Origin of the sequence: Flagellimonas hymeniacidonis (assembly GCF_008040165.1) — a bacterium.
GTDB classification, from domain to species: Bacteria; Bacteroidota; Bacteroidia; order Flavobacteriales; family Flavobacteriaceae; genus Flagellimonas; species Flagellimonas hymeniacidonis.
Genome location: NZ_VRUR01000001.1, coordinates 1,547,560 through 1,570,195, shown reverse-complemented (window position 1 = coordinate 1,570,195; position 22,636 = coordinate 1,547,560). Strand labels below are relative to the sequence as shown.

Sequence of the window (22,636 nt, the reverse complement as noted above, 5' to 3'; positions counted from 1 at the left end):
CCCTTGTTAATCTAAATTCCGTACTGCTTGAAAACCAAAGAAGATTTTTTAAACGGACAAATCCTGTTGATAGACAAACCACTGGAATGGAGCTCATTTCAAGCTGTTAATGCCTTAAAATGGGGCATTCGGAAAAAATTTGACCTTAAAAAGTTTAAAATAGGCCATGCTGGCACATTGGATCCTCTGGCTACTGGGTTATTGATTATCTGTACAGGGAAATTCACAAAAAAAATACCTGAACTACAGGGGCAGGTTAAGGAATATACTGGTAGCTTCACCTTAGGGGCAACTACACCTTCTTTTGATATGGAGACCGAAGTGGACCAGACATTTCCAACGGATCATATTACCGAAGAACTTATTCAAACTGCCACAAAGCAGTTTCTTGGTGAAATTGAACAGGTACCTCCAGTGTTTTCCGCTTTGAAAAAAGATGGTAAGCGATTGTATGAGTTTGCCAGAGAAGGAATAGAAGTAGAAATCAAATCTAGGAAAATAGAAATCTTTGAATTTGAAATTACACAGATAACAATGCCCAAAGTCCACTTTAGGGTTGTTTGCAGCAAAGGAACATACATTCGTTCTTTGGCACATGATTTTGGAAAATCACTACAATCTGGAGCATATTTAACAGCCCTTAGAAGAACCAAAATAGGTGATTTCAACGTAATTAATGCTGTGACTCCTATGGTTTTCAAGGAAAATCTATCATAAAAAGGTTAAATACTTTAAAAAAAATAGATTAGGCATAATCATTGGAATAAAATAATTTTAGAAAAAAGCGGTTATAATATCACCATGAACCTAAACAGAAACCAGTTATCATTCTTAATAACTTTTTTCTCCATGTCCCTAATTATATTGTTACTGTACAATATTCATTTAGGAGGTGTGCAAGAGGAAGAATACGTTATTGAAATGAGTTTGGCGGATGAGGACATTGAAGAGTTATTGAGAGAGGAAGAGGAACGCATGGAGGAACTGGCCAATAATGACCCTATTAAAAGTCATATGGCCTTTAATGAAACCGCGAAGCCATCTGTCGGTAATCCTGAGCCTTTAAAAACGCTTGAAGAGATTTTGGAGGAACGCGCCTTGAATAGTGACCAAAGTGAGTTTTCTGGTTCTGACAGTGAATATGCAGCACACCTTAAGGAACTAGCCGAAAAACGACAAGAGAAAAAGCAATTGCTGGGTGAACGTGAAGCTCAGAAAGAGGAGTTTACCAATAATTTAAAAGACAAGCGTACTTCTATTTCGTATTCCCTTATAGATCGAAATGCGTATTCTTTACCGCCTCCAATTTATACTTGTATTGAAGGTGGAAAAGTCGTTATTAATATAAAAGTAGACGCATCTGGTTTTGTTACCGAAGCTGATTATAACGATCAGAGTTCTGGAACCAGTAACGGTTGCTTAGTAGACAATGCCATTGCTTATGCTTTAAAAGCAAGGTTTAGTTCCGACTCCAAAGCTTCACAAATAGGAACTATCACTTATCTATTCCAAAGGAAGTAAGTTGCTCTTTTCTATTTTTACTCCCATAATAGCATTGATCAATTCATGGGGTGTACCCATCAATTTAGTCTTGATTCCTAGCAAAAAATCCCCGAACTTCACTTATCGGGTGATATAACCCATTAAAACCGATTCATATCTTTTTAGCTGGCATTAATATAAACCTACCATCAAACTAATGGAAAACGAATTTGCGAAAGTAATGTCCGAAAGGACAGATGAAGAATTAATAAAGATTGTAACGGTAGAAAGAGGAAGTTATAATCCGACTGCAATAGAAGCGGCAGATGCAGAAGTTGAAAAACGAAATATCGACACATCGGAATTTGAAAAAATCCGAGAAAAAGCAACAGCGGAAAAAGAACAAAAAGAAAAAGTTGACTCAAATGTTGTTAGTTCAGGAACACGATTTATGAATTTTCTAATTGACTTTATTGTATGGTTAGTTTTGGCATTTATAATAAGTTTCATAATCGGATTTTTTATTCAACCGACTGACCAAGGAATGATTTCATTGATTGGATACATCCTGATTTTTGGAACATTTATAGTTTATTACGCTTTAATGGAAATTAAATTCCAAAAGACAATTGGAAAGTTTGTGACAAAAACAAAAGTTGTGAAAATGAACGGAGAAAAACCGACTGACGGAGATATAATCACTCGGACTTTTTGCCGACTAATTCCATTTGACCGACTTTCCTTTCTGTTTGTGAAAAACGGAATTCACGACTTTCTATCGAAAACTAAAGTTGTTAAAGACAATGTGGAATAAAATACTAATGCCAACAATGTATAACCGCAATTACGGCGGATTCGGACGTAGTCGAATCCGCCGTAATTGCGAGCGTCAGTGCAAAACCGAAAAAAATGCATATAAACCCGTAACTGACGGTTATACGAGACCGATAAGTGCTCCGGTAAAAAAGGGTCTTATTTAAAAAAGCAGCTCCAATAAATCCTCTAAAATATTCTGCCCTTTATCTTTATTATACCACACTTGAAGGTCTTGCTTAAACTCTGAAGTGAGTTTGCCATGTTCCTTTTTATAGGCTTCCACCATTTCTGTTGCAATACTAGATCGTGGACCCCAATCGGCTATAACTTCTTCGTTCTCTTTGTCCAACACAATCAACTTAGGAATAGAACGAGTACCGTTGGTCAAGAATTGGTCCATTAATTCCAAGTTTTCATCTCGAAGCACAATCTTAAACTCAATATTTGGGTTTAGCTCCGAAATCTTGTTCATTACGGGAAGACTAGGCGAAGCATCGCCGCACCAACTTTCGCTCAAGACCAAAAAGGTAAGCTTGGATTTTACTTTGGAAATTCGTTCTTCAATTTCTACTGGAATCTTTAAAGTCTTGTCCCATCTTTTCATGCGACGATCATTGAGTTCTGTATAGTTGATCAGCGATTCCAACTGGTCTACACCTGTAGTCTGTCTATTCTCAGCCAACTTACGCACCAAATCTCTATATTCTGTATAACCCATTCCATTTGAAATTGCATTTTGAACCAACTCCAAACGTTCTTTCTGTATATTTTCTTCAATTACTTCCATGTGATACTTTTTCCAAAATTAAGTCTCAAAAACTCCCTAAGAGCTGACTTTTATCATTGGTTGTATTCCAAGTCGAAAACTTACAAAACCAATATTTTGGGAAATGGGTTTGGATATTATTTGTTCAACACTCTTTTCTTTACCATGCCGCCTTTGGTATCATTTATACTGTTCATGACCACAAATGCATTCTCATCTATTTTATTGAGTTCAATGTTCAATTTTCTAATCTCTAACCTTGTGACAACGGTATAAATCACATCATATTCATTATGCTCTCCCTTCTTTCCATAGCCTCCACTTGCTTTATAAATGGTTAATCCCCTGCCTAATTTCTCCGTAATCATTACTCTGATTTCTTCGCTTCTTTCAGATATAATGGTTACACCTGTATATTCCTCAATACCCTCAAGCACAAAATCCAAGGTCCTTGATGCTGCCAAATAGGTAAGCATAGAATATAAAGCGGCTTCAATTGATAACAAATAGGCAGCTGCTAAAAAAATCACAATGTTAATCATGATGATGACATCGCCAATTTTTGCCCCTAGTTTTCTACTTAAAAAAATAGCTAAAACCTCCGTACCATCAAGAACACTGCCTCCTCTAATGGATAGCCCTATTCCGGCACCCAAGAAGAATCCACCAAAAACGGCAACCAACAACTTGTCTTGGGTTACTTCTGGAAACTGAATAAACGCCAATACCAAAGCCAGTCCTAAAATTGCCAAGATTGCTTTTATGGTAAATTGCTTCCCTAATACACGATATCCTAAAAATAGAAATGGGATATTCACCAAAACAATCAAAATCCATAATGGAAGTTCAGTAACTTCTGTAACCAATAGCGAAATTCCCGTTGCCCCGCCATCAATAAATCTATTCGGCAATAAGAAACTTTCCAAACCAAATGCTGCAGAAAAAATTCCCGTTAAAATAAAAAATAGGTCTTTTAAAATTGGGGGTATCTTCATTGTGGGTTTATAATGGTTAAGAAAACTAAATCACTTTTTGATTCTTTCTAAATTATCTATAAAATTTCTGGATTGATGGCCAGACTCTTGAACAACCTTGCTTTTGTATAAAAAAACTTGTTCTGTACCTCGTTCTGTTTGAGAGCCGCATCAATAAGCTTTCCTTCTCTTGAATTAATTAAAAACAGTGAACTTTCACCAAAACTGAATTTCCGCTCTTCTGCATTCAGCAAGGTATTATAATCTGTTACAATATTGGCAATTAATTGGTTTTGCGTAATGTATGAATCCAGTTCACGATAAATGGCAACAACCTTGTTCTGAATTTCCACCTGTGCATTGTCCCGCTCAAATTGTGCATCTTGTAGTTTAAATTTTGCCAATTTTAAATCACCTCGCTCTTTCCTCAAAAACAAAGGAAAACGAAAACTTACTCCACCCTTAAAATTGTCAATGTCCAAAGAGTTGAGTTGATCGGGAGATTCTGTCAAGAAATTATATTGAACATCCAATACTGGCAGTAACTTATTTGCCTTTAACCGCTTATCTACAACCAAACCATCAATCTTATATTCCAAAGACCTAAGCTTGGGATGATTTTCCAGCGTAAAGCTATCCAAAGGTTTACCCATGATTTCCAAGGTCACATCTATTTCACTTTCTACATTTTCATCTGGCGTTACCTCTGGTTGCAATTCCACAGGCACATCATTAATCCATAGAAAATTGGAAAGTTCCAAAGATTTTTTCATCAATCTAACTTTAGCCTGCTCCAGACTCAAAGCCCTGTTTTGAACAGCAATCTTAGCTTCAACAGTATCTATTATAGCAATATCTCCGGCTAGCGCACTTTGCTTGACTCCTTGAAACCTGACTTCAGCATTTTGAAGAAAGTCATTAAAAATCTTAGCGTCTTTATACGCCCTAAGCCAATCAAAATAGGCTAGGGAGGCTTTGTACAACACCTCATTTACCAACAAATCCTGATCCGCTTTGGATTGTTCCCTAAAGAATTTCGCCTTTTTTAGGGTTGCCATTCTTTCATTTATCCAAAAACCTTCTCCTAAGGACATTGAAACCCCAGCGCTATACAATCCATCCTCTGGTACCGTTTCATCCGGATTTATAAAATCTCCCTGGTTTTGCTCAAAATTTCCTTTTAATTCAATTCCAAACCATGTAGGAACTTTAAACGTGGTGTTCAATCTATCCCAATATTCTGTTCCCTTAAGGTCCTTTCTATCATAATCCACTTCAATTTTGGGATCAAATCCTCCTCTGGCCTTCATAAGATTTGCCTGTCCCATGGCTATGGCAAGTTGTGCCTGCTTGGCAATCGGGTGATATTTTTTTACGTAGCCCAAATACTCGTTAAAATTGAGTACAATGGTATCTTGCTGTGCTTGAATCCAAAAAGTGGATAGAAAGAAGAGTACCCAAAGCCGGACTCTTTGTCTATTTCTTTTTAACATCGGCAACTTTGTTTTCGGGTTGATAATAATTTGGTGGGAAGCCATTTAGCTGTCTCCATAGTTCAAACCAAATAGGAACATCTTCCAACAATGCCATGGTATTAGCGCCGGAGCCTACACGGATATCTTTAGGCCATGGTTGATCTTCTTTGTCCGGAGCCAATAAAATTCTATATTTCCCATTATCACTGATAAACGTTTCTATGGCCACTACCTCTCCCCCGAAAGTTCCGAAGGAAACATTGGGCCAACCGCTAAAAACAATAGCCGGCCAACCATCAAACTGTATACGGACTTTCTCACCAATATGAAGCAGCGGCAAGTCTATGGGCTCAACAAAGGTTTCAACTGCCATATCGTACTCAGAAGGCATAATCCCCACTAATCTGTCCCCTTCCTTAAAAGTTTCACCAATACCAGACTGTATTGCTTTGTTAATAAAACCACTTTGAGGGGCTTTAATATAGAGCATGTCATTACGCATTTCATAATTGGTGTATGAATTCTCCAATTTGGTAACCTGCGCTTCAGAATCAAATTGATTGGATTGTGCAGTAAACATATCACTCTGTGCCTTTGAAATCTTATCGGTATACTCGGCTTGCACTCTACTGATTTCTACCTGGGCATTTATAACATTGTTCTTGCTGGCCAACAGTTTATTTTCTTGTGAAATCAATTTGGCCTGGGTTTCCTGTAGCTTCAATCGTTTTTCTTCTACATCCGTAACGGCCTTTAATCCTTCTTGCTGAAGTTGAACTACACGATCATATTGGCGCTGTGCAATGGAAATATTGGTCTTTGCAGCTTCTAAATCAATACTATCACTCTGAACTTTTAACCTAGATTGAAGCAATTTGTTCTTTGCCTGCTCCAGTTTTAATCCACGCTCATTGGACAATGCTCCAATCTGGGTGTTCAGTGCTTCCACCTTTCCTTCGTAAGAAGTTACGGCCATAGATTTGGCCTTGATTTGCTGTCCTGTACGCTCCACCAAATTCGGGTCAAAATATTCACTTTTAACCTCAGAAATAAAGAGAATGGTATCCCCTCTCTTTACATAATCTCCCTCTTTTACATACCATTTTTCTATTCTCCCAGGAATAGGTGATTGAATGGTCTGCGGGCGTTGGTCAGGTCTTAATGTGGTCAAATACCCTTTACCAGTGATATTTTGGGTCCAAGGCAGGAACAGGATTATGACCGCAATAATGAAAAAAGCTGCCAAAAACTGATTAAAATGCTTATAATGCGTTTTGTAAAAGACTTTTTTTACCGCCTTATAGTCACTAATGTCAACCTTTTCATTCAACTTATTTGGTGATATATTTAGCATGGTCTTCCTATCTTTCGTTAATCAATTTTCCATTTTCCATAGTAATGATGCGCCCACAACGTTCTATCCATTTTGGATTGGCACTAACAATGACCAAAGCCCATCCATTAGCACTATCGGTTAAAAAATCCATGATTTCGGTTGCTTCAGTTTCTTTTAATTGGTCTAATGGATCTTTTAGAATAAGCAACTTTGGCCTGGTAACAATACTACGTGCCAAAACAATTTTCTTGGAAATGGTATAGGGAATTTGTTTTCCCTCAGGATATAAAACCGTGTTTAGTCCTTGAGGTTGTTCTTTTACAAATTGCGTAAGCCCGGTTTTCTCTAATGCCCAATACACATCTTCTTGAGAAATGTTTTTGTTCCCGAATGTGATGTTATTGAGGATTGTTCCTTCAAAAGGAGATTCTTCATTAAGTGACTTTCCTAAATGTGAGCGGTAGTAGTTGAGATTTACCCCTTGCAAGGCAACGTCATTTACAAATATCTTTCCCTGATCCGGTTCCAAAATACCAGCGATTAATCTTAACAATGTAGCTTTTCCGGAACCACTTGACCCCTGTAAAAGAATAGTACAGCTAGGGGTAATGGTCAGAGAAACATTATCAATAATTTTCTTGTCCCTTTCTGGAACATTATAAGAAATATCCGAAAGTTCAACCACAAATCCTTCGTCTTTTGCGAAAGGTTTTTCCCCATCTTGTGGTTCCAGTTCTTTATCCACAACTTGTCCCAATTTTTCTAAAGAGGTAAGCAAATCATAAAAAGTTTCGAGGCCTAAAATCATTTTTTCAACGGAGCTAATGACCAAAAGAATGATAATTTCCGCTGCTACGAACTGTCCTATATTCATCTCTTGATTCAATACAAGCAATCCTCCAATCAATAAAAGTCCTGCCGTTACCAGAACCTTAAACCCAATCATTTGGATAAACTGAAGCACTAAAATTTTAAAATGGCTTTCACGGGCATCTAAATAATTAGCCACCAAAGTGTCATTTTTATCAATACCATGTGTTGTACCACCCGAAAGTTTAAAACTGACAATGGATCTTGCAATTTCTTGAATCCAATGAGCCACCTTATACTTGTTTTTAGACTCATCGAGGCTAGTTTCTAAACCACGTTGTGCAGTGAACTTAAAGACTACATATATGAGCAACAATAGGAGTATTCCATATATGATGAAAAAGGGGTGATAAAATGACAGGAGCAGTAACCCGAATACTATCTGTAGCAACGCGGCCGGAAAATCTATCAAGATTTTTGAAAGACCTTTTTGTATGGTAAGGGTATCAAAAAACCGATTTGCCAATTCTGGTGGATAATAATTTCTTAATTCGCTCATTTTTATTTTTGGAAACCTATAAGCAAATTCAAAAGAGGCTCTAGTAAAAATCTTTTGCTGTACGTTTTCAATGATGCGCATCTGCATTAACTGTAAGGCTCCTGCAAATGCCACCCCTAGGGTTACTAAAACCACTAGGACAATCCAAGATGTACTTACTTGCGCACCTTGTATTAAGTTGATAATTGCTTGTATACCAAGGGGTAAAGAAAGATTTACTACTCCAGCAAAAATGGCATAATAAAAAACTTGAAGCACATCTTTCTTATCCAATGCCAGCATACCCATTAGGCGTTGCCAAGCAGTAAGAATGTTTTTAGGCATTGTTTTCTGGTTTTACGACCCTAAAGACTATGTCTGTAAAGTACTGTGTTGGGGTTGTAGTTTGGTTGCAATCTGTTAACATTGGAAAATGCTCCTTAAGAAAATACTGGTGAAGGCTTCCTTCCAAAATGGTGCTTGCAAGACTAGATGGGTATGGATATTCACTATCAAGAGATACAATCATTTCATACAAGCGATTGACCAACCTTTTATAGATAACGAAGTAGCCATCTTTATTTTCTTGGTCAACTTCCTTTGTAAGGTATGATTTAGAATATTCATTAATGACAATCTTGCTTAGCAAAACTTCGTTTATGTGTGAGAAAGAAACATCTTGCTCCACTGTTTGGGTAAGAATTTCAATAGCACTTCTGAGTTTTTCGCTCTTGTTGGTAATGCCGTTTGTGGCAAATACCATCTTATACTCTAGCCAACCCCAGTACCATGAAGTTAAATAGAGTAGAAGCTTGTGCTTATTCTCAAAATATCTATAAATAGAACTTTCATTGGATTTTATACGTTCGCCTAGCTTCCTGAATGTGAAGCTTTCAAAACCCATTTCATCGATCATTAAAATGCTTTGCTCAATTATTCTTTTCCCTAAATCCGATGATTCGGGATCTTTTACGTAAATTTTATCATTGATTCCAATTCGAATGGATTGCATTAACCTTTCCATAAATAAAAGCTGTTATAGATTTGAAACAAATATAACAGTATTGCTATTAATATATAATAGTTTAACTACTTATTAACAATAGTAATACTTTTTCATGGATAATTTTTTTTTATCTTTATATAAACGGTTTTACCTAAAGACTAAAGCTTATGAAAAGACAAATTCTATTTTATTTATGTTTTATACTGCTTTCTGGACTTCAAGTTACCGCTCAAACCAAAGCACAACATATTAAATTTAATCACTTTACCGAAAGCAGAGGTGATTTTGAAAAGGGAATGCTTCTAGAAATTCCATATTCTGATATTGTTATGGTGGACAACCACTTAAATTCTTCTTCAGGATTTGGACTTACCATGAATTTTCATGGAAATATTGTGGTAATCGACCAAATGGATGTTATGTCGGATGGCAGCACCCAAGTCGTTCTAAGAAGAGAGGACGGGAGGAATTTCTACGGTTACAAACCTACTATAAAAGCCATTTTGGTTAAAGAAAAAATTGAAAACGATATATCTAACTAGTTATGAAACCTATCATAGTTTTATTTGCCTTTTTTTTGTTTGCCTTCCTAGGAAATGCACAAGAAAATCAGGTAAAAATTGGTGACCAACTTATTATTGGAGAGCCGGCAGGTACTTTATATCAGAGCATCAATGTGCCTCGTAAAAACTTTATTATTAAAAAGGGTGGAATTCCCAATATGTCAACCTTAAAAAATTCTGTGGTTACAGTTACCAAAATATCTCATAGCGACAATCCGACAATTACCTTTAAAAAATCTAATGGGAGAAAGTTTTTTAAAGCTTACAGGAGCCTGACCGCAGAACTTAATGGCGCTATTGACAGTGGGGAAATGACGGTATACCACCATCAGAAAAAAGGGACTCCGATCAACTAGCTTTCTCCAATGGGAGAATTACATGTTACTTAAAATACCTACTAAATGGTTTTTGCATGGTTTTGATTCATATAATATGCGATTCTCAAAAACAAGCTGCTGATATAGTTGATTTCCTCATTGATGAAAAGCTAATGCTCAACCCGCTTGTTTCAAGTAAACTCCTCCATAAACAATTAAAAAATGGTCAAAAGAAAAGTTTTAAGCAAACCATAGTGATGGGCACAACAAAGGCATTGCTCTTCAACAAAATAAATCAAAATATTAAGGGAAAATTCCCGAACAACACCCCACTTGTGTACGCCATGCCCATAATCTATATGGATGAAGCTCAAAGTGAAGACCTTAGATTAAGTACCGAAAGGGTCTAAGGCAATTTTACATTGACATTGCCTTACTATTCAAAAGACTTCCTTGATTAATCGAATATATTGAATCATAAATTTTATTAATGTTTTTCATAATTAATATAAATAAAATTATATGATAACATATTTGCACTTTTGTACAAAACGTATGAGATATGCAAAGAATAACTATAGCAAAAGGAGATGGTATTGGCCCAGAAATAATGGATGCCACCTTACAAGTTCTTAAAGCGGCAGGAGCCCAGCTCGAAGTTGATGAGATTGAAGTCGGAGAAACGGCCTATCTAAAAGGCAATACTTCTGGAATAACGAAAGAGTCTTGGGATATTATTAGAAAAAACAAGGTGTTTTTAAAGGCACCTATAACCACGCCACAAGGTGGAGGGTACAAGAGTCTTAATGTAACAACTCGAAAATCTTTAGGGCTCTATGCCAATGTAAGGCCTTGTCGTAGCATTCACCCTTTTGTAAAGACCAAGCACTCAAAAATGGATGTCGTTATTATAAGGGAAAACGAAGAAGACTTGTACGCTGGTATAGAGCACCAACAAACAGACGAAGTGGTACAATGTCTAAAACTAATCAGCCGACCTGGTTGTGAAAAAATAGTGAGGTATGCATTTGAATATGCAAAAAAATACAATCGAAAGAAAGTTACCTGTTTCACAAAAGACAATATTATGAAGCAAACTGATGGTCTTTTTCATCAGGTTTTTAATGAAATTGCTCTCGAATATCAAGATATTGTCAATGAACATTGGATTGTTGATATAGGCGCTGCAAAACTAGCAGATACTCCCGAGAATTTTGATGTCATTGTTATGCCAAACCTATATGGCGATATACTTTCTGATGTTGCTGCGCAAATAACAGGATCTGTGGGTTTGGCTGGATCTGCCAATATTGGTGAGCAATGCGCCATGTTCGAAGCTATTCATGGCTCTGCACCGAGGAGAGCTGGACAAAATATGGCCAATCCCTCTGGGCTGTTGCAAGGTGCCATTATGATGTTGAACCATTTAGGTCAAAACTCAGTTGCAGAAAAGGTTGAAAATGCTTGGCTCAAAACCATGGAAGACGGTATACATACGTATGATATTTATGACGAAAAAACAAGTGCAAAACGAGTTGGCACCAAAGAATTCGCAAAGGCAGTTATCTCCAACCTTGACCAAAAGCCCAAAATCTTAAAAAGTGTTTCTTATGATGAAACAGGTCCATTGCAGCTTCCTGCTACGGTAAGAAAAAAACCTGTTTCAAAAGTGCTTAAAGGTGTAGATGTCTTTGTTCACTGGCCTGGTTCAAATCCCAATGAGATAGCATCGAAACTACAATCATTGGAAAGCAACCAATTGTCACTTCAAGTAATTACAAACAGAGGTGTTAAAGTATGGCCCAACGGTTTCGAAGAGACCTTTTGTACCGATCACTGGCGGTGTCGCTTTGCTACTTCTACAGATGTAAATATTGAAAAAATAGAAATCTTGAATATTCTTAACTCGGCTATTATTAACAATATTGATGTAATTAAAACCGAAAACCTTTACTTTTTTGATGGAAAGCAAGCTTTTTCAATGGCTCAAGGGCAATAGAAACAAACTATTACCCAAAAAAAACATCCTTGAAAAGGATGTCAGCGAAGCGTATCATGTGCGTTTGGTAGAGGGGCTGTTTGACCCGGCAGAATCTGCAGAAGTACTTTTGTCCCTGCTTAATTACAAAATAAAGTTTCATACGGTTCAGTTATTGAACCTGAAGGAAACCAAAAATAGTAACCCGGAGCAATCACAAAAAAGAATAGAGGCTCTTAAAACAGCAAAGCAAGAGGTGACCGAGCTCGTCGTAAAAGCGAGGAACAAAGGACAAAAACTAGAAATACATAGTACTGTTAAAATAGTCCTTAGATAACGTAAACGCAAAAAATATTTAGTACTGATTAAACCATTCAAAATTGGTATTAATTATCTCTTGCTTCTGATTTTTTAGATAGTCCAAAAGTTCTAGAGCTACTGGGGAAAGCTTTTTGTTTTTTAACCAAACCAAATTCCACACAGTGGTAATGGGCAAGTTTTTTAACGGAATTATTTTTAAATCTCCATTGCTCAACTCGTTTTTAAGTCCAATTAATGGCATAATAGAACAGCCTAAACCGGCTATCACTGCTTGTTTTACAGCTTCGTTGGAGGTCAGTTCTATTTTTTTGGCAATGGTAATGCTTTTTTGTAATAAAAAGTGCTCCATTGCCGCTCTGGTAGCTGAACCTTTTTCTCTAAAAATTAAAGGTGTGTCTTTGGAAAAAGCACTTTTACTGAGCTTAACCTTTTCAAAATACTTGGGATTGCCAACCAAGTAGAGTACATTTCTCATCAAACTGATTTTATTCAAATTCAGATGATCTGGCAAAACGCTCACAAGGGCAAAGTCCACTTTATTCTCCTCGAGACTTTCAACAACTTGAGCCTTATTGGTCACATCCATGTTTAAATCAACACCAGGATTATCACGCATAAACTTGGATAAAAAATAAGGCATAACGTATTTACCGGTTGATACCACAGAAACTTTTAAACGTCCAGCCAATTCCCCTTTAAAAGTGAGCAGTTTATAGTTAATACTATCAACCTCACCAAGTATCCTTTTTGCTGCCAAAGCTATCTCCATACCAAAATCAGTAATAAATAGTTGCCTTCCCACAACCTCGGTCAATGGAATTGGAAACTGATTTTGAAAATTTTTTAATTGGATGGAAACGGCTGGTTGCGTTAAATGTAGCTCTTCCGAAGCCTTTGTAATACTCTGTTTTTCAGCAATTTTGGCAAAAATCTTTAGTTGATGCAATGTGTAATTCATAAACTATATTTATGTAAATCATAATAAAGATAAATAATAATATATGATTAAAAGCTTACACCTTTGTAGAAAATTTAAAACATGCTGTACAAACTTTCACACACCCAAAAACTTCTAGGCAAAAAAACCAAAGTCAAGGACTCTGAAAAATATTACCCAATATACTATGCCTTAATGGGCTTTATGTTCGGTAGCATTTTATTGCTTTCCGCCCTCAACGGTTTTCTATTCTTTGGATGGTTAAGCATTTCTATGTCAATCGTATTTGGACTATTGTCCATCAACATTATCGGAAAAAGGCAGACAAAAAAAATCTAAAACAATTTAAAACAAGAAAAATGGAAACTTTAATCGAAACAAAACAAAAAATACAATTGGTTGATGGCAGCTTTACTCCATCTGAGGCATGTGATGTTATCACATCTCTATTAGACCAAAAAATTAACTTTCACAAGCTTCAACGTTTGTCGTGGTCTGAGGGAAATAGAGATGCCAATACCAAATATCCAGATGAAAGAATAGCTGAATTGGAAAGAGAAAAAGTAATAGCAAATGAATTCATCAATAGTTTAAGAAGCGAAGGAAAAAGACTTCGTATTGATGGCATTCTTAAAATTTCTTTAGAAGAATAAAATAAATGGATTTACACCTTCTGGTCGATAACCTGACCAACCCCGCTTTACTCTTTTTCTTTCTTGGTATTATAGCGGTTCACTTAAAGAGTGACCTTGAAATTCCACAAAATTCATCAAAATTTATATCACTATACCTACTCTTTGCAATAGGGTTTAAGGGAGGGCTAGAGCTCTCCCATAGTGATTTTAGTATGGAGATTATTTGGTCTTTGTTGTTCGGTATCTTTCTGGCCATTTCGGTGCCTGTATTTGCCTATTTTATCCTCAGAAGAAAATTCAGTGTAGAAAATTCAGGAGCTATAGCAGCAGCTTATGGCTCTGTAAGTGCGGTCACATTTGTGACCGCCATTTCTTTTCTAGAGCTAGAGCAAATTGATTTTGGTGGGCATATGGTAGCTGTAATGGCATTGATGGAAGCACCTTCCATAATCATTGGGGTTTTGTTGATGGCTTTCTTCAAGAAAAATCAAAAAGAAAAGAACAATTTTAAAAAGGTTTTACACCATTCGGTGACAAATGGGAGCGTTTTGCTCATTCTGGGCAGTTTGGCCATTGGATTTTTAGCCAACGAGCATCAAGCAGAAGGGATTAAACCCTTTACCACAGATATTTTTAAAGGATTTTTGGCAGTTTTTCTTTTAGATATGGGTATTACCAGTGGAAAAAAGCTAAATGATTTTATTAAAAAAGGTTGGTTCGCACTTATCTTTTCTATTGGGCTGCCAGTAATTAACGGTTGTTTTGTGGCCTGGTTCAGCCAATTTATCACCGAAAGTGTTGGCAACCGTTTTTTGTTTTCCATTTTGGCAGCAAGTGCATCCTATATAGCCGTGCCTGCCGCCATGCGAATTGCTGCCCCAAAGGCCAATCCAAGCCTTTATGTTCCCATGGCTTTGGCTTTTACCTTCCCTTTCAATATTACTTTGGGGATGCCCCTTTACCTCTTTATAATACAATGTTTTCAACCATAAAGGCATGACAAATGAAAAAGAAAGAATATCCTGTTATTTTCCCAAATCACAAGCCTGACGAAACTCCTTTCAAATCCTATCATAAGAGCTATCAAGTAAAGCTAGGAGCCCCATTTAAAATAGGGCAGCCAGCAAACAAGTCTTATCTATATCTTCATGATTCATTAAAAGAAAATACATCAGACGAAGAACTGATTATACCTTCACATAAGATAATCGACCAAACTGTAGTGATTATTGGAATATTGGAACTGACCAATGCGAATCAAAAGGTAATTTTGGAAAGAAAAGATAAAAATGATTTCTACAAAGGACAAAGCAGATTGTATGTAAATATTGATCAAGCCATTGTTGCCAAAGAGCTTATTCCACTATAGATTAAGCCCAAACAGAAATCACAATTTCCATTATCTTTAGATAAAAATTTATCAATGAATAAACACCGATGTGGTTGGTGCGAAGGTGATTCGCTCTACGAAGATTACCATGACAATGAATGGGGCGTTCCCGTAAAAGATGATAAAACGCTATTTGAATTCCTGATTTTAGAAACATTCCAAGCAGGGCTAAGTTGGATTACCGTACTAAAAAAACGAGAAAATTTTAGAAAGGCGTTCGACAATTTTGATTATAAAAAGATTGCCAGCTATGGCCAAGATAAAATTGATGAACTTCTGGATAATCCAGGAATAATACGAAATAAACTAAAGGTAAACGCTACAATTTCAAATGCACAAGCTTTTATGGAGGTTCAAAAAGAATTTGGAAGTTTCAGTAGCTATATTTGGGGTTTTGTAGATGGGAAACCCATTAAAAACAAACTACAAAATTATAAAGAAGGGCCAGCCACCACGCCACTTTCCGATACCATTAGCAAGGATTTGAAAAAACGTGGTTTTAAGTTTGTGGGAAGCACCGTAATCTATGCACAAATGCAAGCCACAGGAATGGTCAACGATCATGAGGTAAGCTGTTTCAGATATGAACAGGTTTAACTCTTATCCCATAAGAATTTTTATAAAATGTTTTCTTGAAATTTCCTCAGCACCTAAGCTTTCAAGGTGTTCCGTGTGCACTTGGCAATCAATAAGTTTATAATTTTTTTGATCCAATTCCTGTACCATTTTAATAAATGCATATTTAGAAGCATTTGGTTTGCTGCTGAACATACTTTCTCCGCAAAAAACATCGCCCAAATCCACTCCATAAAGCCCTCCAACCAAATTATCCCCTTCCCATACCTCAAAAGATTTCGCAAAACCTTTCTCATAGAGATCCAAATAAGCTAGTCTCATTTTTGGTGTTATCCAAGTTCCTTCTTGCCCTTTACGGGGCACTTTTGCGCAATGCTCCAAAATTTTCTCAAAACAAGTGTTCTGCGTCAACCTAAACGTATCTGAGCGCAATATTTTACGCATGCTTTTTGAGATTTTAATCTTCTCTGGAAACAGAACCATCCTTGGATCTGGACTCCACCATAAGATTAAAGCATCCTCATTAAACCAAGGGAAAATTCCATTTCTGTAAGCCAACAGCAACCTTTCTGGCGATAAATCCCCTCCTACCGCCAACAGTCCATCCTCATTGGCATTTTCAACTGGGGGGAATTCCAATCTATCTCCTAAAAAGAATAAAGGAAGGTTCTTTGAATCTTTTTCCAATGTGCAGTTTTTATTAAAATTACGTAAAAACACCTATATAATAAGTAATCCGCCAATGTATATAAGACTCCCTATCAGCATAAAAATCAAAGTATAGGGTAAGATTTCCTTAGCTTTTAATTTTGTTATTCCCAAAAGGGGTAAAGCCCAAAAAGGTTGGAGCATATTGGTCACCTGATCTCCATAGGCCAATGCCATAATTGCCTTTGGCAAAGGAACGCCCAATTGTAAGGCTGATTCTATAACTAGCGGTCCCTGCACTGCCCATTGACCACCTCCGCTGGGAACAAAAATATTGACAAGTCCTGCGCTTAAAAAAGTAAAAATTGGTAAGGTTACCGTGGTGCTTATTGATACAAAAAAGTCCGAAATGGTATTGATCATCCCACTGCTGCCCATGATTCCCATAATGCCAAAATACAAGGGGAATTGAATCAAAATACCTGATGTATCACCTATGGCTTCCTCTACAGCCACCAAAAAACTTTTGAAATTTCCATGAAGCAGAATTGCCAATCCTAGCATAAAAAAGTTCAGCATATTTGGTGTAATATTCAAACTTCTAATAGCTGGCAAGTACTGAAATAAAAAGGCTGATAATATGAAAATTCCAAAAATGGCAGCTACTATTTTGGAATAATCCAAACGCTCCGCTCCTTCCAATTGTTCTTTGCCTACTGACTTAAATTTGTATTCATTTAAATTGAATTTACTTGGTTTGGTTGTTTTGCCAAGAAAATAAGCAAGTCCACTTATTGAAATTGCCACTAGTACAAAGAGGATTAGGTTCCATGTACTAAATACAGTAAGTGAAGTGGAAATTGAATCTGGTAATTGTGCCAGTGTTTCGGAGGTGGAAACATCTTGCAATAAGCCTTTTAAATGTCCAAATTCTGAAACTTTGATGGGAGCCGACCCACTAATACCTCCATGCCAAACCATAAGTCCAGCATACCCTGAGGCTCCCACTAAAGGGTAATTAATTGAGATATTATTTGCTTGGGCATGTTCTCCTACTTTTCTGGCCAAAATTGCTCCAAAAATGAGGCCCAACCCCCAATTAAAGAATGATACCAACAACGTTGGCAAGGCAACTAAAAGTGCCGCACTAGAAGGGTTATGCACAAATTTGGTGATTTTTAAAATCAGTTTCTCAATCGGTTTGCTCAAAACCAATACATGCCCCAAGACCAAAATCAGCATCATTTGATAAGCAAATACCAAAAGTGCATTGTTCCAAATGCCATTTTCCCAAAAGGAAAGAATGGTCACTAGATGGTTTTTATCCGAAGTGTTCTCCGTAAAAATCAATGCCATTACAATAGTCAGTAATGTTAGCAGTACTGCAATTGTAAATGGCGAAGGCAGATACCTTCTAAAAAGATGTTCTATTACCTTGGTAAGGCCCAAGGTGAATTAGAATGGTAAATCGTCGTGATCTTCCTCATTAAGATCATCGGCGGGTTCAAAAGCCTCTACAGGTGGAACCGGCGGCATATTTTCTGTGCCTGTTTCGGTTTGTAAATTTTCAATACGCCAACCTTGGATAGAATTAAAATACTTGGTCTCTCCCTGCGGATTTACCCACTCTCTACCTCTTAAATTAATACTGACTTTTACTTGCTGTCCAGTACTATAATTGTTGAGCAAATCGCATTTGTCTTGTACAAACTCGACCAAAATATGTTGCGGATATTGCTCTTCTGTTGTAATTACCAATTCTCTTTTTCTGAAACCATTGTTACCATATGTTTTGGCTTCGTCAATCATCTTAATTCTTCCCTGAACTTCCATGTGTGCTACTTTTCAATAAGCTTCAAAAATACGTAAAATGCCTCCTATTAAAAACCTTAAACTATAACTAAGTATCAACATATTTTTACATTTTCCGCTATCTTTAATGAGAATTCTACCAAAAATGAACTTCAACCCCAAAAAGAAAGCTTCAAATATTACCCTTCTTATTTCGGCTTTCGTTATTGTTAGTCTTATTCTTTGGAATACGAATAGCTTTTTTAAGAAGTTTAAGGAGGAAGAACGCCTAAAAATGGAGATTTGGGCAACCGCCCAATCAGAACTCATCCAGTCGTCCGTAGATCAAGAATTGGGAAATCTTACCTTAAAGGTAATGGGCAACAATACCTCAACCCCTATGATTTTGGTAAATGAGGAAGGATCTATTAAAACGCACAATATTGCAGAAGAAAAAGCTTTGGACAGTGTTTACATCTCCAAAAAAATAAAGCAGTTTGCAAGCGAGAATAAGCCCATACACATTATACAAGAAGGAGAACTTTTGGAAACGCTTTATTACGGTAATTCTGAAGTTTTGAACAAATTGAAGTTTTACCCACTGGCGCTACTCCTGATTATTTTTCTTTTTGGTGCTGTTATTTTCTTCTTTTTTAGAACGAATAAAGCATCTGAACAAAACAAGCTTTGGGCAGGTATGGCCAAAGAAACGGCTCATCAAATCGGCACCCCCCTTACATCCCTGCTTGGTTGGAATGAATTATTGAAATCTGAAAACATAAATTCGGACATCACAAAAGAAATTGCAAAAGATATTACGCGGCTGCAAACCATAACCGAGCGTTTTTCGAAAATAGGATCTATTCCCGATTTGGAAGTTCATGATATTGTGTCAGAAACTGAAAAGGCGTACGAGTATTTGAAGCGAAGAAGTTCTAAACTTATTCATTTTTCATTCAGTTCTGATATTGATGAACTCCCTGTGCTCTTAAATCCTCCTTTATACAATTGGAGTATTGAGAATTTGGTTAAAAATGGTATAGATGCCATGAAAGGAAGGGGTAATATTACCCTCCAAATTGAAAAAAAGGGCCCGAATGTTAATATTTTGGTTTCAGATACAGGTCATGGTATCCCAAAAAGTGATTTTCAAAGTATTTTCAACCCCGGGGTTACCTCCAAAAAAAGAGGTTGGGGATTAGGACTTTCATTAGTTAAAAGAATTGTGGAAGAATACCATAAAGGAAAAATTAAAGTACTTTCGTCAAGTAAAGAAGGAACAATCATGCAAATTTCCCTAAGAGCAAATGTTTAATGAGTCATGGCAAAGGAAAAACAAATCGCAATAAAAGAAGCCGAAATTACCAACAACTGCCCTGAGTGTTTTAATCAGGAGCTTAAGCTCACCTTTTACCAGAAACACAAATACAATCCATTTTTTCATAGGACTACGGATCAGGTCATCTATGAAATAAAATGTAAGAAATGTTATTCCATTATTTATCCTGTAAACTGGACTCCAGATATTGAAAGGGTTTTTGAGTACTATAATAAATTGGTAACTCCGGATAGAGCATCAATAAGGTTTACTACGCTTTTCTTTATACTACTTTTACTTATACTTGGCTTGGGTGCTGCAGCGGTCTATTTTTATATGGAAGGTCTTATTTAATAAAACTTCTTATTTTTTCTGCTACCATTTCAAATTCCTTGGCAGTCATGCTTTCCTTGTGTTGAAAAGTTGCATTTTTCATGCTGTGTAAAGGGATAAGATGCACGTGCACATGCGGAACTTCCAAACCTATAACTGTCATCCCTACTCGTTTACAAGACACTGCCGATTCTATAGCCTTCCCAACTTTTCTTGAAAAAGTCATTAAGCTAAGGTAAGATGCCTCATCTAGATCAAGGATTTTATCCACCTCCTTTTTGGGAACACAAAGCGTATGCCCTTTGGAGTTGGGATTAATATCCAGAAAAGCAAAGTTATCTGAATCTTCAGCTATTTTATAACAGGGGATTTCCCCATTAATAATTTTGGTGAAAATAGTGGGCATGCGTGGTTTGGTTTGGTTTTGAATAAAAAATCCCGTTAGGAACGGGATTAAATATAAGGATTATAGCATTTTCTACTCCCTTGTAATCTCCAAAATATCAAACTTTAACGTTCCATTGGGCACGGTAATTTCGGCAACATCACCTACAGATTTCCCCAATAGTCCCTTTCCAATGGGAGAAGTAACGGATATTTTTCCGGTCTTAAGGTCAGCCTCACTCTCTGCAACCAGCGTATATTTCATTTCCATACCATTGGTTTGGTTCTTCAACTTTACTGTAGACAAGACCAATACTTTAGAAGTATCTAATTGGGATTCATCTATTAATCTGGCATTGGACAGTGTTTCTTCCATTTTAGATATCTTCATTTCTAAAAGGCCTTGCGCTTCTTTAGCGGCATCGTACTCCGCATTCTCCGATAAATCCCCTTTATCTCTAGCCTCACCAATAGCTTGGGAAGCCTTTGGCCTCTCTACATCTTTTAAGTAGTTCAACTCTTCCCTTAATTTTTTTAATCCTTCCGCGGTGTAATATGATATCTTGCTCATGCTCCCATTCTTTAATACAAAAGGACATTGAAGAAAATGAGAATTTTCCCAATGCGCTTTATCCGTACAAATACAAAAAATCCTCAACTGCCTCTATGACATGCATAGGCTTTTAGCGAGGATTTAACGCAAATATAGATATTTTTTGCCCAAATTTGCCCAAGTAACGTTTTGAATTCCACACTATGAAGCGCTTCTTTAGCTGCCTTTTAATGATTTTTCTAATTTCTTGTGATTCTGATGGTACCAACCGCAATCCTTTTCTTCAAGAAGTTGGTTTTAGGTTTGATCTAAACTTAAATCTTCCACTATACAGCGGATTAAATACCATCGGCAATCCAGTATATGTTGGAAATAATGGCGTAGGTACGCGTGGTGCTTTTGTGATAAAATCCAGTCTGGACTCGTTTTTCGCCTTTGAGGCCAGTTGCCCCAATCATGCGCCCAATAATTGTTCTACCATGACCATTGATGGGCAAAATGTAATCTGTTCGTGTGAGGATTATACCTATAGCCTTTTTACTGGGCAGCAATTGGACAGGCCCAATGATGGCAATCGTTATTATGATTTACTTTTTTACAGGGCTACCCAAAGTGGAAATATTGTTACCATTTCCAACTAATTGTTATTTTTGATTCTCTAAGATTTTATCCATAATCCAGCTGGTATGTAATCCTGAATCTCCCAAAGAAGGATGTAAAGCAGTACCCATTATATGTTTCTTTATATTTTCGACATGAAATTGCTGGATATGTTCTGGATGAGGGATTTCTAACACTTGATGTCCTGATGCATTCTCAAGCTCAATTGGGGCTTCGTCCAATACTGAAAAGCTTATTTTTCCGTCAGAACCCATTATCTCAACTTTATCTACACGCTGATAAGCTCCAAAATTCCAGTTACCGCTACCCGTCACGCCATTTTTATATTGCCAAGCTCCAGTTATTGCATCAAATGCAGTATATAACCCCTGTTGATTTATGGCAACACCACTTGCTTCCATAACATCGCCCAACAAGTATGCAAATAAGTCCAATCCATGGCTCGCCAAATCATCAAAATAACCCCCTGGTGCAACATTCTTATCCGTTCTCCAATTGTAAGCTCCACTCAAATCCAAATCGCTGGGAGGTTTTGTCTTTTGCCAATGAATGTGTCTTACCTGCCCTATTAAATGAGCATCCAACCACTCCTTAATTTTCAGAAATCTTGGAAGAGAACGTCGATAATAGGCAATAAAAAGTGGGAGGTTTTTTGCTTTGAAAGCTTCATAAATTGATAAACTGTCTTGGTAGTTGGGCGCCATTGGCTTTTCTATACAACAGAGCTTCCCCGCAGCTGCAACCTGAAGGGCATAAAATCTATGGGTATCTGGAGGGGTGGCGATATAAATAGCATCAATTTCAGAATTTTCAATGACCTCTTTTGCATTGGTCGTCCAATTTGGAATTTTGTGCCTTTTGGCATAGTCCTCTACCTTTTCGGTATCACGTCTCATAACCATATCCACCTGAAATCCTTCCGCCATTTGATAGGCCGGAACGCTTTTTTTCTCTGTAACATTTCCGCAGCCTATAACACCCCAGCGTATAGGGAACTCATTAAAAAAAGAAAGGGATTCTGTCATGATTTAATAAAAATACAGAATCCCTTAAAATAGGAATGGTCAG

Annotated in this window: 29 protein-coding genes; 16 read left to right on the top strand and 13 right to left on the bottom strand. The window is 36.9% G+C overall.

Annotation, left to right across the window (positions count from 1 at the left end; all coding sequences use genetic code 11):
- Window positions 1-27: 27 nt before the first annotated feature.
- From truB to FVB32_RS07125, 3 genes are all read left to right on the top strand, one after another.
- Window positions 28-717, top strand: a complete 690-nt coding sequence (gene truB / locus FVB32_RS07135) for a tRNA pseudouridine(55) synthase TruB (protein ID WP_147742594.1) — start codon at window positions 28-30, stop codon at window positions 715-717.
- 84 nt (window positions 718-801) lie between these two features.
- A complete protein-coding gene (locus FVB32_RS07130) occupies window positions 802-1,521 on the top strand; it encodes a hypothetical protein (protein WP_147742592.1) in 720 nt (239 codons plus the stop codon).
- 178 nt (window positions 1,522-1,699) lie between these two features.
- Window positions 1,700-2,296: an RDD family protein gene (locus FVB32_RS07125; RefSeq protein ID WP_147742591.1), complete on the top strand. Its 597-nt coding sequence runs from the start codon at window positions 1,700-1,702 to the stop codon at window positions 2,294-2,296.
- Window positions 2,297-2,458: 162 nt separating this feature from the next.
- Here FVB32_RS07125 and FVB32_RS07120 read toward each other — a convergent pair whose 3' ends face one another.
- From FVB32_RS07120 to FVB32_RS07095, 6 genes are all read right to left on the bottom strand, one after another.
- Window positions 2,459-3,085 carry a thioredoxin family protein gene (locus FVB32_RS07120; protein WP_147742589.1) on the bottom strand — a complete coding sequence of 209 codons (627 nt, stop codon included), beginning with the start codon at window positions 3,083-3,085 and terminating at the stop codon, window positions 2,459-2,461.
- A gap of 116 nt (window positions 3,086-3,201) precedes the next feature.
- Window positions 3,202-4,059 (bottom strand): YitT family protein, encoded by an 858-nt coding sequence (locus tag FVB32_RS07115; RefSeq protein WP_147742587.1) that lies wholly within the window; start codon window positions 4,057-4,059, stop codon window positions 3,202-3,204.
- Between the two features lie 56 nt (window positions 4,060-4,115).
- Window positions 4,116-5,531, bottom strand: a complete 1,416-nt coding sequence (locus FVB32_RS07110; RefSeq protein ID WP_147742585.1) for a TolC family protein — start codon at window positions 5,529-5,531, stop codon at window positions 4,116-4,118.
- On the bottom strand, window positions 5,515-6,867 hold the full coding sequence (locus FVB32_RS07105) for an HlyD family secretion protein (protein ID WP_147742583.1): 1,353 nt from the start codon (window positions 6,865-6,867) through the stop codon (window positions 5,515-5,517). Before FVB32_RS07105 ends, FVB32_RS07110 begins: the two co-directional genes overlap by 17 nt.
- A gap of 7 nt (window positions 6,868-6,874) precedes the next feature.
- A complete protein-coding gene (locus FVB32_RS07100) occupies window positions 6,875-8,542 on the bottom strand; it encodes a peptidase domain-containing ABC transporter (protein WP_147742581.1) in 1,668 nt (555 codons plus the stop codon).
- Complete coding sequence (locus FVB32_RS07095; protein ID WP_147742580.1) at window positions 8,535-9,221, bottom strand: TetR/AcrR family transcriptional regulator; 687 nt, start codon at window positions 9,219-9,221, stop codon at window positions 8,535-8,537. Before FVB32_RS07095 ends, FVB32_RS07100 begins: the two co-directional genes overlap by 8 nt.
- 149 nt (window positions 9,222-9,370) lie before the next feature.
- On the opposite strand from FVB32_RS07095, the gene FVB32_RS07090 reads away from it, so the two are divergent.
- From FVB32_RS07090 to FVB32_RS07070, 5 genes are all read left to right on the top strand, one after another.
- Entirely contained in the window at window positions 9,371-9,745 is a 375-nt protein-coding gene (locus tag FVB32_RS07090; protein WP_147742578.1) for a hypothetical protein, read from the top strand.
- Window positions 9,746-9,747: 2 nt separating this feature from the next.
- The gene (locus tag FVB32_RS07085; protein ID WP_147742576.1) at window positions 9,748-10,122 is read left to right on the top strand and encodes a hypothetical protein; all 375 of its coding nucleotides are present in this window, start codon (window positions 9,748-9,750) and stop codon (window positions 10,120-10,122) included.
- Window positions 10,123-10,178: 56 nt separating this feature from the next.
- Window positions 10,179-10,493, top strand: a complete 315-nt coding sequence (locus FVB32_RS07080; RefSeq protein WP_147742574.1) for a hypothetical protein — start codon at window positions 10,179-10,181, stop codon at window positions 10,491-10,493.
- Window positions 10,494-10,645: 152 nt separating this feature from the next.
- A complete protein-coding gene (locus tag FVB32_RS07075; RefSeq protein WP_147742572.1) occupies window positions 10,646-12,082 on the top strand; it encodes an NADP-dependent isocitrate dehydrogenase in 1,437 nt (478 codons plus the stop codon).
- Window positions 12,045-12,398 (top strand): hypothetical protein, encoded by a 354-nt coding sequence (locus tag FVB32_RS07070; RefSeq protein ID WP_147742570.1) that lies wholly within the window; start codon window positions 12,045-12,047, stop codon window positions 12,396-12,398. The genes FVB32_RS07075 and FVB32_RS07070 overlap by 38 nt, the downstream gene beginning before the upstream one ends.
- Window positions 12,399-12,416: 18 nt before the next feature.
- On the opposite strand, the gene FVB32_RS07065 is transcribed toward FVB32_RS07070, so the two are convergent.
- A complete protein-coding gene (locus FVB32_RS07065; protein ID WP_147742568.1) occupies window positions 12,417-13,340 on the bottom strand; it encodes a LysR family transcriptional regulator in 924 nt (307 codons plus the stop codon).
- Window positions 13,341-13,421: 81 nt separating this feature from the next.
- Between FVB32_RS07065 and FVB32_RS07060 the strand changes: the two genes are divergently transcribed.
- From FVB32_RS07060 to FVB32_RS07040, 5 genes are read left to right on the top strand one after another with little or no spacing between them, the layout of a single operon-like run.
- Complete coding sequence (locus tag FVB32_RS07060; protein ID WP_147742566.1) at window positions 13,422-13,658, top strand: hypothetical protein; 237 nt, start codon at window positions 13,422-13,424, stop codon at window positions 13,656-13,658.
- A 20-nt stretch (window positions 13,659-13,678) separates the two neighbouring features.
- Entirely contained in the window at window positions 13,679-13,972 is a 294-nt protein-coding gene (locus FVB32_RS07055; RefSeq protein ID WP_147742564.1) for a hypothetical protein, read from the top strand.
- A 5-nt stretch (window positions 13,973-13,977) separates the two neighbouring features.
- Window positions 13,978-14,946: a sodium-dependent bicarbonate transport family permease gene (locus tag FVB32_RS07050; protein ID WP_147742562.1), complete on the top strand. Its 969-nt coding sequence runs from the start codon at window positions 13,978-13,980 to the stop codon at window positions 14,944-14,946.
- Window positions 14,947-14,957: 11 nt separating this feature from the next.
- Window positions 14,958-15,323 carry a hypothetical protein gene (locus FVB32_RS07045; RefSeq protein WP_147742561.1) on the top strand — a complete coding sequence of 122 codons (366 nt, stop codon included), beginning with the start codon at window positions 14,958-14,960 and terminating at the stop codon, window positions 15,321-15,323.
- A gap of 54 nt (window positions 15,324-15,377) precedes the next feature.
- Window positions 15,378-15,941, top strand: coding sequence for a DNA-3-methyladenine glycosylase I (locus FVB32_RS07040; RefSeq protein ID WP_147742559.1), 564 nt, complete (start codon window positions 15,378-15,380; stop codon window positions 15,939-15,941).
- Window positions 15,942-15,944: 3 nt separating this feature from the next.
- On the opposite strand, the gene aat is transcribed toward FVB32_RS07040, so the two are convergent.
- From aat to FVB32_RS07025, 3 genes are read right to left on the bottom strand one after another with little or no spacing between them, the layout of a single operon-like run.
- Complete coding sequence (gene aat, locus FVB32_RS07035; protein WP_147742557.1) at window positions 15,945-16,607, bottom strand: leucyl/phenylalanyl-tRNA--protein transferase; 663 nt, start codon at window positions 16,605-16,607, stop codon at window positions 15,945-15,947.
- A 33-nt stretch (window positions 16,608-16,640) separates the two neighbouring features.
- Window positions 16,641-18,017 (bottom strand): short-chain fatty acid transporter, encoded by a 1,377-nt coding sequence (locus FVB32_RS07030; RefSeq protein WP_147742555.1) that lies wholly within the window; start codon window positions 18,015-18,017, stop codon window positions 16,641-16,643.
- A 6-nt stretch (window positions 18,018-18,023) separates the two neighbouring features.
- Window positions 18,024-18,401 carry a DUF3127 domain-containing protein gene (locus FVB32_RS07025; protein WP_147742552.1) on the bottom strand — a complete coding sequence of 126 codons (378 nt, stop codon included), beginning with the start codon at window positions 18,399-18,401 and terminating at the stop codon, window positions 18,024-18,026.
- 124 nt (window positions 18,402-18,525) lie between these two features.
- Here FVB32_RS07025 and FVB32_RS07020 point away from each other — a divergent pair, with 124 nt between their 5' ends.
- Together FVB32_RS07020 and FVB32_RS07015 are read left to right on the top strand one after the other, a co-directional pair.
- Window positions 18,526-19,674 carry a sensor histidine kinase gene (locus tag FVB32_RS07020; RefSeq protein WP_147742551.1) on the top strand — a complete coding sequence of 383 codons (1,149 nt, stop codon included), beginning with the start codon at window positions 18,526-18,528 and terminating at the stop codon, window positions 19,672-19,674.
- Between the two features lie 6 nt (window positions 19,675-19,680).
- Window positions 19,681-20,031: a hypothetical protein gene (locus FVB32_RS07015; protein ID WP_147742549.1), complete on the top strand. Its 351-nt coding sequence runs from the start codon at window positions 19,681-19,683 to the stop codon at window positions 20,029-20,031.
- Here FVB32_RS07015 and FVB32_RS07010 read toward each other — a convergent pair.
- Together FVB32_RS07010 and greA are read right to left on the bottom strand one after the other, a co-directional pair.
- Window positions 20,024-20,416: an HIT family protein gene (locus FVB32_RS07010; RefSeq protein WP_147742547.1), complete on the bottom strand. Its 393-nt coding sequence runs from the start codon at window positions 20,414-20,416 to the stop codon at window positions 20,024-20,026. The genes FVB32_RS07015 and FVB32_RS07010 overlap by 8 nt on opposite strands.
- Before the next feature lie 72 nt (window positions 20,417-20,488).
- Entirely contained in the window at window positions 20,489-20,965 is a 477-nt protein-coding gene (gene greA / locus FVB32_RS07005) for a transcription elongation factor GreA (protein WP_147742545.1), read from the bottom strand.
- Window positions 20,966-21,150: 185 nt separating this feature from the next.
- Here greA and FVB32_RS07000 point away from each other — a divergent pair, with 185 nt between their 5' ends.
- Window positions 21,151-21,588 (top strand): Rieske (2Fe-2S) protein, encoded by a 438-nt coding sequence (locus tag FVB32_RS07000; protein WP_147742543.1) that lies wholly within the window; start codon window positions 21,151-21,153, stop codon window positions 21,586-21,588.
- Window positions 21,589-21,591: 3 nt separating this feature from the next.
- Here the strand turns inward: FVB32_RS07000 and FVB32_RS06995 are convergent, their stop codons facing one another.
- A complete protein-coding gene (locus FVB32_RS06995; RefSeq protein ID WP_147742541.1) occupies window positions 21,592-22,593 on the bottom strand; it encodes a Gfo/Idh/MocA family protein in 1,002 nt (333 codons plus the stop codon).
- Window positions 22,594-22,636 lie beyond the last annotated feature (43 nt).